A 14,087-nucleotide genomic window follows, 5' to 3' on the forward strand; every position below is an offset into this window, starting at 1 on the left:
AATAACTTTATCTTCGTAAGTTAATTCTCCTCGAACATCTTTAGAAACAACATCTTGTTTTTCAGTTGCATTTTTTTCTACGTTTGACATATGAAACTCCTTTATTTATTTAAATAATTCTTCTGTACATAGTATCCCAACCAAATTCCTAAAGCTCCACAAATTAAAACAAACATCGTTTTAAAGAAACCAAAGGATAGGATGAAGCAAGCTAGAATAATACCTACTACACCACATAGAATTGGGTATTGATATTTTTTAAACCATTCCATTTTTTACTTCCTTACTTTACACGACTAACAATTTTCTTAGCTGCTTTTTGAGGGTTATATTCTTTCACTAAAACTTCCAGTTTAACCTCTCGATCAATACCAAAGAATTCTTTCAATCCTTTAGTGATTTCGTTTTGAACTACTTCAAATTTGTTAGCAATGTTATCTGAAAGAACAGCTGTACCTTCTACAGAAACGAAACATTTCTTTTTCCGAGTATGTACCTGAATTTTGGGATTTTTGACCATCTTGTGTTCATCCAATAAACATCGAACAAAGCCTTCGATAGCTGAATTTTTTAGTTTTAATTTATCGTCTTTAGTTCCAAGTTTTATTTCCAGATATTGTCTAGGATAAAACAGGATTACTAACATCCATAATAAAACTAAGATAGACAGGCCTAGAAGCCCCCAAAAAACATATCTAGCGAGATAATATTCAAATGATGTCTGTCGCCAGCTAGTCAATTGAATCCCTAAATCACTAACCTGGTGGTAATCTATCAAAATAGGAAGGAAAATTGTCAAGATTAAAATACAGAAAATAAACAATAATATTTTCTTTGATTTTGACATATAAAATCCTTTCAATTAAAGCACTAAACTATAGGTTTACCCGTCAATACTAAATTTAAATCTATAGTTTATGATTGAGTAAAAAGTTAACCTTTTTTACCCAAAAAGAATGATACTACAGCGACAACAATCACCGCACCAGCAATCGATGGAATAATTGACATTCCCGCTAGAGAAGGTCCCCATGTCCCAAAAAGCGATTGACCGACGGATGACCCAATTAAACCGGCAAAAATATTTGCAATAATTCCCATTGAGCCACCTTTTTTAGTGATTGCTCCTGCAGCGAGGCCGATAAAACCTCCTACAATAATGGACCACAACATAATATGCACCCTCCTTTCACAACCCCAATATATTTGGGTTAAATATAGTATATCATAATGCGAAAGCGTATGCAAAATATATGCTCACGAATATATGCTTTAATAAAATTTATGTTTGATTTTAAAAAACTACACGAAAAATGTAATTATTTAGTTAATTTTTATTGAAATTGGGAAAAAGAAAAAACGCTTGAAATCAGCGTTTTTCTTATGTATTGATTCGTATTGAATGCTTACTTCACTTCTATAAAAAGATTAAATAATTTCTATTTCAGCTGTTAGAAACGTTGGTACATCAATGTTTTTAGAATGCTACATAATAAAAGGTAGAGTGAATGGTAGAGTAGTAAAAATAGTTGTTATCCTAGTTGATTAAAAAAATCTCTGATTTCCTCATCTTTTATAAAATAATATATAATTTTCCCCTCTCTTCTAGTATCCAAGATGTTTTGATTGGCTAGTTTACGAAGATGGTGGGAGGCAGATGCCATACTGAGATTTAGTAAACAGGCTATATCACAGACACAGAGTTCTTCAACAGCAAGGAGATAAAAGATGATATTTATCTGTTTATTATCGGTAAACTTTGATAAAATACGAAGTGATTTTTGGACTTTTTCCTTTTCAAGGTAGTTCGTTGCGGTTGTAACATTTTGTTGATTTATAATATTCACTTGGCAGATACTATCTTTTTTCATAATTTTTTCTCCTAGCCGAACACAGTCCTTAGCATGTCAAAGCTGTTGTTTTCAATCAGGATATACATCCCCAATCCTAAATAAACAACGGCAATAAACCATCTGCTATATTTTTCCAAAGTTTCTCCAACAGAAGGGACTTGTGCCAATTTTTGGGCAGAAAAAACCAAGAGATAAATCATGACTAGAAAAGTAAGTAAAGCCACTATCAAATTCGTTAAATTTAAGGTAATAAAATATGGGACAAAAACACCAATATTGTCAGCACCACAACTTGCAAAAGTAATCATAGCGACTAGAAAAATCAGGTTTTTATCATCTTTGCGCAAACCATCTTTTGCAATAGCTTCTCCATCAGAATCTCCTAAAAGCAAAACTTTGAGTCCTAGGAAAATTGGAATCAAACCGAGCAAACCTAAAATCTCTTTACTAGGAATATAATTTAAGACAAATGCAAAAAGTAAACTTAGCAATATTAGACTAACAGAGCCTAGAAATTGTCCTAAATAGATGTTAATGATGTCTTTTCTGCTTTTTCTTTTGGCAAAAAATAACATTAGGATAATAAGTAAGTCTACGGCTGTCCCAGAATACAGGATTATTGAAGTAACAACATTTTGAATCATAAAACACCTCATTCAAATATATTTTTGAATGTATTTTAACATTAAACTTTGTAGATGTCAACTTCAGCTCCATCAAAATATAGATAAGAAGGTAGTGTACCAAACATTAAAAAGCCCCGCCATCGAAATGATAGCAGGGCTTAATTTCAATATCTAAATGATATATTTATCTAAAAAAGGTAGAGATTGGACTGAAATATAGTGAAATGTATTGAAATTGAAAAAAGAAAAAACGCTTGAAATCAGCGTTTTTCTTATGTATTGATTCGTATTGAATGCTTACTTCACTTCTGTAAGGGTTAAATAATCGGCCTGTACCCCTTGTCATATCAAGGAGTATAGGTTTTTGAAGAAAAAAGGTAGTGATAAAGGTAGTGATTGTATTAATCTGTGAGTTCTTGTAATTTATCCAGAAAAATATCAACTGCTTCGAATTTTTTCTTTGGTGCTAGTTCAGCATATGTATCCATAGTTGTGGTAATAGACTTATGTCCCATCCTATGTTGTAGCTCTTTCCAGTTAGTTCCGGCATTGAGCATCATAGAGGCATGTGTATGTCGGAATAGGTGAAACCCATAATTTGGTAGTCCCAATTCGATAAGTCGTTTTTTTAGAGTTGCACGCTCATTTCTATCACACATATAATTTCCATAAATCGTAGGAAATATCAATTTGGATCTTGGTAAATGATGTTCTTTAAAATAGAGATTCATTTCTTGATGAAATTCCCTTAGTCCTTCTAAAGTTGATATCGGAACAGCAACTCTACGATTACCGGCATCAGTTTTAGGAGAATTCTTACAAATAATCCCTCCTTTTTGGTTCAATTTTTTATTAGCACTTTTCCACATTAAAGTTTTATTGATAATGATTTCATTAGTTTCAAAATCAAGATCAGTAATTTCTAAAGCTAATAGTTCATTGATTCGTAGTGCTGAAGCCAGTAATGTATTACAAATGATTTTAAACCGCCGATTTGCTCTCGTGTTTGGTAGTGTGTCAAGGTAAGCTAGCCAAAGTTTTAAATCCTCATCATGAAGGACCATGATACGTTCTTTAATGGCTTTGGGTTTTGGTGGTATCTTGATTGTCTTTGCAGGATTGGTTTTCAAACCGCAATTTGTTATTCCAAAATCAAAAATATCACTCATTTTATGTGCCATTGCACCAAAATCTTTTGCACTGCCTTTCGGGGCACGTTTTTTTCCAGATTCAATTGCTTGTTTGGCTTTTTTTACTAATCGATTTAGCCATAATTGAATATCTGATGCTTCGATCTGCTCAGGTTTATAATTGCCAAATTGTGGAATGATGTAAGTATCTAAGTACCCTCGAACACGGTTTATTGTGTTTTGCGAAGATACCCAAGTTTTAAAATGGCTAAACCAAAATTCAGCTAAACTTTCAAAATTACCAATTTGGATAGTTTCTTTAATAGTTGACCCAGATTTTTCAAATTGAATTTTGGATTCAACAATTTTTCTATCTAAAGCTTTTAATGTTTTAGCAGTGATTGTTCTTGTAATTCGCTTACCAGTCTTAATATCTGTTCCGATATAAACACCTTTGATTGAATAGCTTATTTCACCGTTCTGCTTGGTAGTTTTTATAACTTTTTTATTGTTGTGTTGAATGGTTTCTTTATTCATATTGCCTCTTAATTCGGATATTTAAAAGACTAAAATAAGACCCTCACCTTCTTTTAAGATGATTTTATTTTAGCATATTCCTGAGTTGTTTGTTGCATTCCTGCTTTACTATTAAGTTGATAGAAATTTAATGATGTCTTGCCGTTTATAGTAGACTGTTCTCGTTCCTTCAATAGGTGGTTCCAGACGAGCTAGTCCTTTTCTTTCCCAACTCTTCAGCGTGTTAGGTGATATATTCAATTCTTTTAGAACTTCTTTTTGAGTTATAATTTCCAAGTGATTGGAGTTGCTTTTTTTGTCAAGAAGGTTCACCAATACTTGAAGAAGATTTTCAATTTTATCTAGTTTTACTTGTTGTAGTGCATCCATATAATTATCCTTTCTAATGTCCAATAACATAGGTAAATTGTTTGGCAGTTTCTGCATCAAATGTGCGGTAACTAATTATTCCTAACCCTTTTACATTACACTCTGAGACGAGAATTGAACCATCTGATTTGACCTGTTCCACAAATGAAATGTGTCCGTATATTGGATCAGCTCCAGCTTGTCCAGGGCTAAATGATAGAGCAGAGTGCTCTGTTGGTGTGTGGGTTGTTGTAAAGCCTGGTTTATTCATCCATTGTCCACCATTTCCCATAAATGGATCAAAGTTGACTCCGACTTGTTTTCCACGGTTGAAGACATACCAGGTACATTGTCCCCATGGATAAGTGCTTGTGATATAGCCAGTAGTGTCAATAGCTGTTGTTAGACTGTAGCCAACAGGGATATCGTTTGAAGTTACTCCTCCACCATCTCTAGTTTTTCCTGTAGTTTGTTCAGGAGCTTTTGGAGTTCCTCCATGTTCATCAATGAAGGCATCCAGTTTTTGCATGGTTTCTGCACGTCTTTTTCCCGATCCTGTAGTATCTGTGAAATAAACACCACCATCGGTAGAAGGATTTAGAGTACCATTCGCAAACTTTTTAGCCTTGTCATCTTGAATTTTGAAGGTTTGGTTTTTATTTCCAATGATGGTTTGTTGGGTTAGTCCGACAACCGCAACCTCGTCATTAAAGTTATTGGCATATTCTGGATTGGAATCATAAGCCCCAAAACCAAACATATTGGCTCCAGGATTAGTGGCTACCCCAGCAGTTCCAAGGGAACTTTCATTCAGTGCGATCGCAACGATTCCACGGACATCAAGATTAGATTTAGCTTCCCATTCGAGGAGCTTTTTTCCATTAATTCGGTTCTTATCATAGGAGATTCCTAACGTATCTAAAAAGCCGTCTAATTGCTCTGCTGTAATACCGAAGCGATGAACCAGTAGGTTGTGAGTATAGGGATCTCCATCTGACCAGTGATCCGCATAAGTCACTCCATTTTGGGATTGAGGTGAGCCATTCGTTCCACCACCTCCGACAGCCCCCATAAGGATAATGATGATGAGGACCGGTAGAAAGAGAGGAATGAGACCGGCTAATAGAAACCATTTTAGTTTTTTCATCGAATCTCCTTTCTAGTTAATGTCTTATATAAGCAGTGAACAGAACAGTCCCAAAACGCCATTTTGCATCTAAAACGACTGAATAGGACTTAGCCTGTAAGATGATTTTGTCTCTTTCTTGTTCTGATACTGGAAACAAAAGAAGGAAATCGACTGAGCGTTTTCCTTCTTGGTAGGCTTGATAAAGAGTTTCTTCAAGAACTCTTGGAAAAGCAGTTCTTGAGCGTATCTTGGTATTCATATCATTCTCCTCTAAGTTGTCTTAAGCGTTCTGTTAATCGGTCTCTTCGTTCAATATTGGTTCTCAATTTATCATCTCGTGTCATGGTTTTCCTATAAGCACGAGTGAAGGCATTGGATCCTTGGGCTTTGTACATGGCTTGAGGATCTTTATATTCCTCTAATTTGTGCTCAATACTATTAATGCGGAGCTGTTTAAATGGAGAAATCCACTCTTCTTTAAGAGTTTGAAATTCCTCGTTTGAACTTGGTGTTGGCTCTACTGTGATTGCAGATTCCATTGAAGGAGTTGGTGGTATTTTTTCTTCAACTGGTTTAATCCCTTCTAGCGTTTGCTTTGTTTTCGGAATGCTTGGTTCTGGAGCATCTGGACTTATCGGAGTCTCAAGTGTTTCTGCTGGGAGCACCTCATCAGGTTGGTGCTCTGATCCCTTATTGGTAAAGAAAGATCCGACATTTTGGAAGTGACTTTTGGCATTCATCACCATTCCGGCTCCGAAACCAGCACCTGCTAAGGCAAAATTCCCAAGATGTTGAGCAGATGAAAGACTTATCGATGGTACTTGTGAAGCTACCTCTCTGGTCTTTGTGACCCCTTTTTCAACTTTGTTTCCAATATCATTCGCAACCATTCGAGCTTTGGATCCAAGAATGAATTGGATCAGTTCAGCTTTGTATTTCCATAGAAAGAAATATACGAGTCCCTTTGAGACGACTGAAATGAGTAGTTTAAAAACAAGGCCAAAGATAATCAAGGATGGGAGTGTTTTAAGAATGCCATCAAAGCCTGTAATGATAATGTTTTCGATCATTTTCTCAATATAGAAAACTAATAGAGTTAATAGACTTGTGATAGCTGGGAAAAGTAACCCACCAAACATGACTTTCAAGACTCCAAAAATCAGATCCTGCATTCTTGGCACAAAAGACATTAATAGCACAATTGGAAAGAGCAGAATCATCATCAAGACAAGAGTTTGAGCGATGACGTTTAACATCTGAATCAAAATAACCGGTATCGCTAATACAAAGGCTTCACAGATTTTGAAGATGACATAAAACATACGGGTAAAGATGAAGTCAGGCATAGCTGAAACCCAACGGTTCTTTTCACCATCATCATTGGCTCCATTTCCTAGTTCATCCAGATATTTATTGCGATCTTTCGATTTAACTGCTTTAAAGTTTCCATTCTTATCGCCTGTTCCTAATACCTTACTATCGTCAAAAGTCTCTTGTTTTCCATCTTGACTATTCTTATATTTCCCATTTTCTTGACCTGTATTGACAAAGACATAAGCTTTATAAGAGGTTTCTGCAATATAGCTATCTGCCATGGAATCGCCAATTTTAATGGACTTATTATTGCCATACTCCACCTTGATATTCGTGATGTTTTTAGTAACATCTTGAGAGACATGGTTAATGGTATCTAGTAGATACAGACCACCTGATGTTCCAGCGATTGTTCCAAAATAACCAAAGCCAAGGATGAGTACCAGAAAGACATGAAGGAGAGTTCTTGAAAAAGCTCCTTTCGAAAAGAAAAACTGGTAAAAGAGATAGAAAGCTAGAATCAGAAGCAACATTGAAACGAGTGATTGTTTTGCGACCCCACCAGAGCTTGAACCAATGAATCCTTTCCAGATATTCATCGCTCCATTAAATACATAGTTCTTGTAGTTGGAGTAGAGATCAATCTTTTCAAGAATTCGAATCAGCAAAGAAAAGAAGCCGACCACTGCGTTTAGAATGAAAAAGAAGAAGTTGACGAAAAGCTCATTAATCAGAACCCAAGCCCCATTAAAGGAAGCGAACCCAGTAGGCTCCATATAGGATTTGAGAGAGAAGATATCAACTCCTCTTAGTTTGTCAAAAGCTTCTTGCATGGATTCACCTCCTAACTAGCGTATTTATTTTCAAGGCTTGATGATACCGTAGCTTTCATTGGTTTTAGAAGCATATCAATATCTTCAAAGATGTTGTGTACGGATATCATATTGAGATTGCCATAGACGTCATAGTACAGGCATTGGCCAGAGATCATATTGTCAATCCATTCGAGATTACTTTCAGTGACTTCTAGATTGACGTGTTTTAGGATATCTTCTCGTTCAGACTTTTCATAGAAAGCAAAGATGGTCCCGAATCCAGTTGTATCATCGTCATTTTCTGCATCATGTACGGACTGAGTGATCAGTGCCAAGGTATTATTTTTGGAGCGTCCAATCCGACGCATATTTTTGATAACGGCTTTTCCTTCTGCGGATTTCATAAGAATCCATGCTTCATCAAAGAACTCAATGGTATCTTCATTTTCATTTCGTTCTCCAAAGTGGGTACAGAAGGCACCAAGCGCAAACATGAGAGCGATAGAGTTGCGTTCATGATCTGAAATTTTTGTGGAATCATCCTTTGGTAGCTTGAGGTTATTGACCTCTAGAATAGTCACTCGTGACTCGTAGTTAAGCCCTTGAGTAGTTCCATCTGAGAAGGCTAGTTCCAAGATAGAATTTGTGACGATTGAAGTTAGATATCGACCAACCGAAGCAATTTCAGAGGAAGAGGAGTCTCTCAGAACTTTTAGGACGTGTTTAAATCCGACCTTCTCACCAGCGACTCGTTTCTCCACAATCGCATTAATAGCTTCTGTGATAGCTGTTTTTTGATCCATCGTGACATCATCTACAGCTTGTAGTAGAAACTCAAGCATGTTTTTTGCGACCTCTACAGCTTGTTCTTTATCTAGAACGACAATAGGATCTAAAACTCCATGGTTTGATGGTAGTGAGCTATCCAGTGTCACAAAGTTAAAGTTCTCAATCTGTTTCTTGCGTTCAGGATAGAGACGTGCGAATTCAGGCGAGTTAATCACTTCTTGGTAGTGATTTCTAAGTTCACGTTTAGGGTCGATATAAAGGGTTTTAACATTTTGTAAAGCCACACTTAAAAAGATGATCTGGGCGAGAAAGGATTTTCCTTGTCCTGTTGCACCCGTAATGATGATATGCGGGTTCTTGGTAATCTTTCCAGCGATATCTTCCTTATTTCCCACTGTCGCATTGTAGAGTACAATATTCTTTGAGGAATCAATGGCTTTTGCAATATTGTCCCAACGCCCTGTCCAGTTATCTACTCGGCCGATATACCAACCGATACGGTTTCCAGAAGAGGTATTGGTGAAGGGCATGAGCTCTGAAAATCCACGAGCTGTGACCATATGTGTCCAGGTGCGAGTTTTCTTTTGGAGGTTTTCTCCATAGAGCAGGGCTTGAAAGAGATAAGGTCCGTCTTGAGAGGCCTCACTGATTTCAACGCCCATATCATCAAAGTAGTTCAAAACCACTTGCCGTCTTTGACGGAGTTGGTTCACACTAGAAGCAGAGACAATCAGATAGGCTCCATATTCGATGATATCTTCCTTATTTCCGACTTTCTTCATTAAGTCCTTTAGGGAGATAGAGCCCATGATGATCTCGTCTTGTTGGACAGTATCAGTATTTTCTGCCTCTTCCATGATGTTTCTGTAACGTGTATTCGAGCGTCCCATTCGCCCCTTGATTTTACCAGTATCAATAAATTCTGCCTTGATTCGTAGCTCTACGGGAAAGTTCAAACGTTGGATAAATTCGCCAAGATGAAAACCGTTGAATTGAACAGGAAATTTACCTACAGGAAGAATCGTCACAAAAGAGGATCCATAAGGGCTTTCTAGCTTGAGGAAGCCACCTTTTAAGACTTTGATCAAGGTATCAGTGATATTGAATTGAGCACGATTGGCCAGTACCTCCTTCTTGTAGTGAGGGATATAGCGAAGGTACTGCATCCGCTGGTAATAAAAGAGTTCTTCATTGGATAACCGTTTTGCCCGAAGGACGGAGAAAGCTTGAAAAATAGTGAATTCATCACTTTTATAGTCTTCATACCAAGTAGGACTTAATTCATATTCATAGCCAAGACCCTTTGCGATCTTTTCAGTGAACTCATTAAAGCTCTCATAGGCCAAGTCTTTTACTGTAGCTCCATGATTTTGTTTGCGTAAGGTTACTCCGACGACCCAATCAAACTGATAAGGAATTTCCATTTCATCTGTTAGGCGATCCACTGTGTAGAGAAGCAGTTCTTCTCCTAGTTCACGACTGTCATCTGCTAGAGCATCTGAAAAGTCCCGCATTTTCTCTTCTAAGAGATAGTCTTTAGGGATCAGAGATATTTCAAAGAACTTGTTTTTCTGGAGCTTCTTCATCATTTGAGCAACAGTGATTTTATGTTTGCCCTTTTTTTCATCATCCGTAATGGTGATGGGAGTATTTGGAATACGGTAATACGCAATGACTGTTTGATCTTTTTTGAGAGCTAGATTTTCATGTGTTTCCCTAATAGGATAAGTTAAAGTAATACTCATAGGTCCTCCTTTTCTATAGATTTGTTTTTTCAAAGACAATTTCTTCTACAGGCTCTATTCGATCTTCGTGGTAGATAGCTTTTTGTTTAGCTTAAAATCCCAGAAGTAAATCAGGTAATCTCCGATAAAGACGTGCATCTTTTTACCGTGAGGCTCGTATTCAGTATAGAACTTGGCCAATTTGTAAGGGAGATACCAATAGAGCAAGAGAGAAATTGAGTGAGTGATTTTTGCGAGTGGCACAAAGATAAATCCTCCAAAGAGTAACATGGCCACAAAGACGATGATAAAGACAATGAAAAAGGACAACTGCATAGGTGTCGCAAAGTACCATAGTCGAGTGCCCTTTTTTGTCTTGATTTCTTGGATCCAATAAGGAGCATTTAGGCCCTTACTGTAATCATAAAGTCTTTCTTCATTCATACTTAAAGTCCTGATTCAATACCGAAGAGTCGTAGGAACCAGCCGACTGCTTTTAGGATATCTTGTCCTTTCGCAATTGAAACAATAACGGCATAGAAACCAACGACAGAGAAGAGTTGAAGCCAAGAACTGTTCCGCCAAGCCTTGATTGCCAAGAGCACGGCAATAGCTGTTAGGATCCAAATTCCATCACCCTGAAGGAAGGTTCGTAGATTGTTTGTATTCATAGAGTTCTCCTATTCTTTATCATTTGCATAATTCAGTGGAATGGTGTGTTCTAGTTTTGAGACATAGTAGGTCTTTTCTTTTTCTGATAGAGTAAAGGTGAAGTTTTCCGAGTGAGTGGTACCTCCAACTTCAAAGGTGGCTTGGACATAAGCGATTAAATCATCACCGTCCTGTTTGAGATAAGTGTAGTCGATCGTTTTGAAAGTGCTATTTGCGATGATATCCACATCCTTAGCAATCAGATTAAGATTATCTTGGCTTGTGGTGTAGTTGGTAAAGAAGACCTTGAGGAATTTGTCTACTTTCTTTCGCTCACTGTCTGAAAAATGATCATTGGCAGTGAGTTGGAGCTTATCATCTTCGCTAAAGTGTCCAGCTTGTGAGGATTCAATGGCAGAAAACCAAGGAAGGCCAGAAACGTAATATTTCCCATCTTTTTCATCAAAAGGAATATTAAAACCTGTCACGATTTCTTTTTCTTCTGTGTTGTTATCCCGATGGATGCTTTCCTTGTATTTAACCTTATAGATCGCAACTTTCCCTTCTACAGTCACTAACTGAGAATAGAGAAGTGTGCTAGGATTTCGAACTTGCCCTTGAGATTTTACATCAGGGATGAAGTTGTAAAATTTATTTAAGTAGTCCACTTGAGATTTTTGTTTTTCACCTTCATTAGGAAGTGTGAAATAAGCATATACGTAATCATTCAAGTAATACTGGAGTTTATAGTCATATTTTCTACTCGACTCCATAGGCTTTGTCTGTTGCTTTTGAGTGGCCTCTACTTGAGCTTGCAATGTTCCTACCTTATTTGAGAGTGTGATAGCACGGATAGATCCCAAGAAACCAACAAAAAGGAGGAAAGAAATTCCTCCTATGACGGCGATATTGACGGTCTTTTTATTGGTGACTTTTAGCTTTGGTGGGCCTCCTTTTTTCTCCACCTTTTTAAAGTGTGAGAGATATTCTTTTGCTTGAAGCAAGTAGCGTTTAGCTTTATCCATAGATCCTCCTTTAGAGACCAGCAAGCTCAATGAGCTTTGATCCTTTTGCATAAAGGCGCTTATTGGCTTTTTCGATCTCGCCGTTAATGTAATAGTAGCCTCGTAGCTCAGTTTGGAGTTGTTCGATCAATTGAGGTTTTAGGTCTTTGGCTTCTTCTTTTTTTAGGAGACTATTTAATTCTCCAGCCTTGGTCCAAGCCTCTCTATGATCTTTCTTTTTCAGTAATTCTCCCAGTTCATTCGTAACTTGAGAGACTTTCTTTTCAAAAATAGTTTTAGTAGCCATTTCAATTTCCTTTCTAAATTTTTCTTGATTGTCTTTAATGGTCTTTTGGGTATAAGTAATGAGTGACGGTCGCATTTTTTTATTTACGCTCAATACTTGACCATCTAGCGTGAAACAGGCATGTTCATAGGTATAAAATCCTCTACTATCTGGAAGGTCTTCTGTACACCTGCCAGCGCACTCATAGTAGAAGTCGTTACCTTTTCTTAAAATGATATACATATACCAAAATTCATGTTCTGGAAGAAGTAAAAAGTCTGCTTGATAGATTTTCTTCATCATCTCAAGAAACCTCAAGTAGATCATCGTATCCTAGAGCTTGGTAGATAAAATCTGAATCAAACCAAAGCCAATCATTGATTTGTACTTCAGTTGGTGTATCACCAGAGAAGATATCTTCACAGATGACGGTTAGAGTATCTACTCCACCACGTTCACGGACGGTATTTAAGGTCGTTAGTCCACCAGACCAGGCTCTAAAGTTATCTAGTGAATTGATTTGAACTTTGTATTCCATATTGCTTTTCCTTTCTAGTGTTCATAGTGTTTGTTGGTTTTGAGAAGTCTTAACATGGCTTTTCCTCGATCAGTGATCTCTCCGCTGTTCTGAATCATCTTCATATATTCTGTTTGCAAGATTTTATCTGCTTCAGTAACTAGTGCGAGGGAGTTAGCAACTTGATAGGTCAGCCAGCGAATCGTTCGCTCAATACTGTAAGGCTGTGGGTTGGTTGAGAGTTTCAAGGGTTCGACTCCTCCAAAGAGACGTTGCCATTTTTCATCAGGTTTATAGGCTCCAAATCGAGTGAGGCCATCATAGACTTGGATTTCTTTATTGATGATACCTCTTGCGATTTCTCCTAGATCTACACCGTTGATATATTCCTCCACGACACCTTGAGCTTTCTGATCTGAGAACCGCAATTCATAGCGATTCCAGATACCAAAAATCTCCAAGGATTCGTCCAAGGAGATGTTTTCCATTCTAGCTATTTCATAGCGCTTTTCATAAAAGTTGAAGTAGAGTTGACTTTGACGACTTCCAAAGTAAATGGATAAGCCGTGATTCGCTTCCATGTCTTCATTATCTGTGAAAGATCCACCACCTGTGATATTCCATTTCTTGATCGTGTCTAGGACAATCTCTTTGGAATAGAGTTTATCAATCAGTTTGGAAATTTGAATTTGTTCGTCCTCGTGACCATAACCCTTATAGAGTTCATCTAGAGCAATATCTAAACGCTTCACCCGAACATCTTCATAGGAATAAAGAATGTTTTGAAGAAAGATCTGCCAAGTGATTCCCTTGTCTTCTAGAAGTAATTCCAACTCACGGCATCCTTGACCAGATAGTTGAAGACAAGTTTGGTAATCATTGGTCACACACTTATCAAAGAAATCAAAAATCCAGATATTACCTCGTTGCCATAAGTGAGTATAATTCATGAGACGAGTTTCTTGGTCTGTAAATTCACTTAGGTGACAGTGAAGAAATTTTTCACAGAACGCATCTAGATCCTTTAATCTAGGAAAGGATAAACGTAGATAGTCGATCTGAGCTCGAAGACTGTTTTTATCGCAATCTTGATAGTAACCAAGTTTTTCTTTAAGTTCTCTGAACTTATCAATTGTCAGTCCTCTTTCGCCTGTTTCATAAGAACGGTAGGTTCTAGTCGGAAGATCAACAGCTTGTGCAAATGCTTTTTGACTAAGTCCTGTTTGTTTTCTGAAATTCTTAATCTGAAAAGGACTAATTTTATCCATTCATCGCAACACCTCTTTCTAACAAAGTGACACACTTTTTTGACGAAAGTGACACACTTCATAAAAATTGAAAACCCAACTCCCATAAGGAATGAG

17 protein-coding genes and 1 pseudogene are annotated in these 14,087 nt (G+C 37.1%); 1 reads left to right on the plus strand and 17 read right to left on the minus strand.

Annotated features, from left to right (window positions below; genetic code table 11):
• Window positions 1-101: 101 nt before the first annotated feature.
• The 5 genes from HMPREF2619_RS02205 to HMPREF2619_RS02225 all read right to left on the minus strand — a co-directional run bounded on the left by HMPREF2619_RS02205 (window position 102) and on the right by HMPREF2619_RS02225 (window position 2,497).
• Window positions 102-272, minus strand: coding sequence for a DUF2273 domain-containing protein (locus HMPREF2619_RS02205; protein WP_060955197.1), 171 nt, complete (start codon window positions 270-272; stop codon window positions 102-104).
• Between the two features lie 11 nt (window positions 273-283).
• Window positions 284-847 carry an alkaline shock response membrane anchor protein AmaP gene (gene amaP / locus HMPREF2619_RS02210; RefSeq protein ID WP_070458722.1) on the minus strand — a complete coding sequence of 188 codons (564 nt, stop codon included), beginning with the start codon at window positions 845-847 and terminating at the stop codon, window positions 284-286.
• Between the two features lie 86 nt (window positions 848-933).
• Window positions 934-1,173 (minus strand): GlsB/YeaQ/YmgE family stress response membrane protein, encoded by a 240-nt coding sequence (locus HMPREF2619_RS02215; protein ID WP_070458724.1) that lies wholly within the window; start codon window positions 1,171-1,173, stop codon window positions 934-936.
• Between the two features lie 359 nt (window positions 1,174-1,532).
• Window positions 1,533-1,871 (minus strand): Cd(II)/Zn(II)-sensing metalloregulatory transcriptional regulator CadX, encoded by a 339-nt coding sequence (gene cadX / locus HMPREF2619_RS02220; RefSeq protein ID WP_000711085.1) that lies wholly within the window; start codon window positions 1,869-1,871, stop codon window positions 1,533-1,535.
• A gap of 11 nt (window positions 1,872-1,882) precedes the next feature.
• Complete coding sequence (locus HMPREF2619_RS02225; RefSeq protein WP_070458725.1) at window positions 1,883-2,497, minus strand: CadD family cadmium resistance transporter; 615 nt, start codon at window positions 2,495-2,497, stop codon at window positions 1,883-1,885.
• A 28-nt stretch (window positions 2,498-2,525) separates the two neighbouring features.
• Between HMPREF2619_RS02225 and HMPREF2619_RS11560 the strand changes: the two genes are divergently transcribed.
• A complete protein-coding gene (locus tag HMPREF2619_RS11560; protein WP_075230464.1) occupies window positions 2,526-2,654 on the plus strand; it encodes a FanG protein in 129 nt (42 codons plus the stop codon).
• A gap of 226 nt (window positions 2,655-2,880) precedes the next feature.
• Here the strand turns inward: HMPREF2619_RS11560 and HMPREF2619_RS02230 are convergent, their stop codons facing one another.
• The 12 genes and pseudogenes from HMPREF2619_RS02230 to HMPREF2619_RS02285 form a co-directional block, all read right to left on the minus strand.
• The gene (locus HMPREF2619_RS02230; protein ID WP_070458726.1) at window positions 2,881-4,146 is read right to left on the minus strand and encodes a tyrosine-type recombinase/integrase; all 1,266 of its coding nucleotides are present in this window, start codon (window positions 4,144-4,146) and stop codon (window positions 2,881-2,883) included.
• A 111-nt stretch (window positions 4,147-4,257) separates the two neighbouring features.
• Entirely contained in the window at window positions 4,258-4,515 is a 258-nt protein-coding gene (locus HMPREF2619_RS02235; protein WP_000339502.1) for a MerR family transcriptional regulator, read from the minus strand.
• Window positions 4,516-4,528: 13 nt separating this feature from the next.
• Window positions 4,529-5,641, minus strand: coding sequence for a CHAP domain-containing protein (locus HMPREF2619_RS02240; protein WP_000734464.1), 1,113 nt, complete (start codon window positions 5,639-5,641; stop codon window positions 4,529-4,531).
• A 16-nt stretch (window positions 5,642-5,657) separates the two neighbouring features.
• On the minus strand, window positions 5,658-5,882 hold the full coding sequence (locus HMPREF2619_RS02245; protein ID WP_001092961.1) for a hypothetical protein: 225 nt from the start codon (window positions 5,880-5,882) through the stop codon (window positions 5,658-5,660).
• A gap of 1 nt (window position 5,883) precedes the next feature.
• Window positions 5,884-7,770: a phage tail family protein gene (locus HMPREF2619_RS02250; RefSeq protein WP_070458728.1), complete on the minus strand. Its 1,887-nt coding sequence runs from the start codon at window positions 7,768-7,770 to the stop codon at window positions 5,884-5,886.
• An 11-nt stretch (window positions 7,771-7,781) separates the two neighbouring features.
• Entirely contained in the window at window positions 7,782-10,286 is a 2,505-nt protein-coding gene (locus HMPREF2619_RS02255) for an ATP-binding protein (RefSeq protein ID WP_070458731.1), read from the minus strand.
• A 13-nt stretch (window positions 10,287-10,299) separates the two neighbouring features.
• Window positions 10,300-10,709 (minus strand): annotated as a pseudogene (locus tag HMPREF2619_RS02260) (conjugal transfer protein).
• 2 nt (window positions 10,710-10,711) lie between these two features.
• A complete protein-coding gene (locus HMPREF2619_RS02265) occupies window positions 10,712-10,936 on the minus strand; it encodes a TcpD family membrane protein (protein WP_001095596.1) in 225 nt (74 codons plus the stop codon).
• Window positions 10,937-10,945: 9 nt separating this feature from the next.
• Window positions 10,946-11,941 (minus strand): conjugal transfer protein, encoded by a 996-nt coding sequence (locus tag HMPREF2619_RS02270; RefSeq protein ID WP_070458733.1) that lies wholly within the window; start codon window positions 11,939-11,941, stop codon window positions 10,946-10,948.
• 10 nt (window positions 11,942-11,951) lie between these two features.
• A complete protein-coding gene (locus HMPREF2619_RS02275) occupies window positions 11,952-12,509 on the minus strand; it encodes a conjugal transfer protein (protein ID WP_070458735.1) in 558 nt (185 codons plus the stop codon).
• Between the two features lies 1 nt (window position 12,510).
• Window positions 12,511-12,744 (minus strand): hypothetical protein, encoded by a 234-nt coding sequence (locus HMPREF2619_RS02280; protein ID WP_070458737.1) that lies wholly within the window; start codon window positions 12,742-12,744, stop codon window positions 12,511-12,513.
• Between the two features lie 14 nt (window positions 12,745-12,758).
• Window positions 12,759-13,991 carry a replication initiation factor domain-containing protein gene (locus HMPREF2619_RS02285; protein WP_070458739.1) on the minus strand — a complete coding sequence of 411 codons (1,233 nt, stop codon included), beginning with the start codon at window positions 13,989-13,991 and terminating at the stop codon, window positions 12,759-12,761.
• Window positions 13,992-14,087 lie beyond the last annotated feature (96 nt).

Source organism: Streptococcus sp. HMSC074B11 (genome assembly GCF_001808705.1).
In the GTDB taxonomy this organism is placed as follows: Bacteria; Bacillota; Bacilli; order Lactobacillales; family Streptococcaceae; genus Streptococcus.

Bases quoted from the DNA above. Each gene is read 5' to 3' on its own strand.
- HMPREF2619_RS02205 (WP_060955197.1), bottom strand. From the start codon at position 272: ATGGAATGGTTTAAAAAATATCAATACCCAATTCTATGTGGTGTAGTA.
- HMPREF2619_RS02255 (WP_070458731.1), bottom strand. From the start codon at position 10,286: ATGAGTATTACTTTAACTTATCCTATTAGGGAAACACATGAAAATCTA.
- amaP (WP_070458722.1), bottom strand. From the start codon at position 847: ATGTCAAAATCAAAGAAAATATTATTGTTTATTTTCTGTATTTTAATC.
- cadX (WP_000711085.1), bottom strand. From the start codon at position 1,871: ATGAAAAAAGATAGTATCTGCCAAGTGAATATTATAAATCAACAAAAT.
- HMPREF2619_RS02230 (WP_070458726.1), bottom strand. From the start codon at position 4,146: ATGAATAAAGAAACCATTCAACACAACAATAAAAAAGTTATAAAAACT.
- HMPREF2619_RS02245 (WP_001092961.1), bottom strand. From the start codon at position 5,882: ATGAATACCAAGATACGCTCAAGAACTGCTTTTCCAAGAGTTCTTGAA.
- HMPREF2619_RS02285 (WP_070458739.1), bottom strand. From the start codon at position 13,991: ATGGATAAAATTAGTCCTTTTCAGATTAAGAATTTCAGAAAACAAACA.
- HMPREF2619_RS02270 (WP_070458733.1), bottom strand. From the start codon at position 11,941: ATGGATAAAGCTAAACGCTACTTGCTTCAAGCAAAAGAATATCTCTCA.
- HMPREF2619_RS02235 (WP_000339502.1), bottom strand. From the start codon at position 4,515: ATGGATGCACTACAACAAGTAAAACTAGATAAAATTGAAAATCTTCTT.
- HMPREF2619_RS02225 (WP_070458725.1), bottom strand. From the start codon at position 2,497: ATGATTCAAAATGTTGTTACTTCAATAATCCTGTATTCTGGGACAGCC.
- HMPREF2619_RS02215 (WP_070458724.1), bottom strand. From the start codon at position 1,173: ATGTTGTGGTCCATTATTGTAGGAGGTTTTATCGGCCTCGCTGCAGGA.
- HMPREF2619_RS11560 (WP_075230464.1), top strand. From the start codon at position 2,526: ATGTATTTTAACATTAAACTTTGTAGATGTCAACTTCAGCTCCATCAA.
- HMPREF2619_RS02275 (WP_070458735.1), bottom strand. From the start codon at position 12,509: ATGATGAAGAAAATCTATCAAGCAGACTTTTTACTTCTTCCAGAACAT.
- HMPREF2619_RS02240 (WP_000734464.1), bottom strand. From the start codon at position 5,641: ATGAAAAAACTAAAATGGTTTCTATTAGCCGGTCTCATTCCTCTCTTT.
- HMPREF2619_RS02280 (WP_070458737.1), bottom strand. From the start codon at position 12,744: ATGGAATACAAAGTTCAAATCAATTCACTAGATAACTTTAGAGCCTGG.
- HMPREF2619_RS02265 (WP_001095596.1), bottom strand. From the start codon at position 10,936: ATGAATACAAACAATCTACGAACCTTCCTTCAGGGTGATGGAATTTGG.
- HMPREF2619_RS02250 (WP_070458728.1), bottom strand. From the start codon at position 7,770: ATGCAAGAAGCTTTTGACAAACTAAGAGGAGTTGATATCTTCTCTCTC.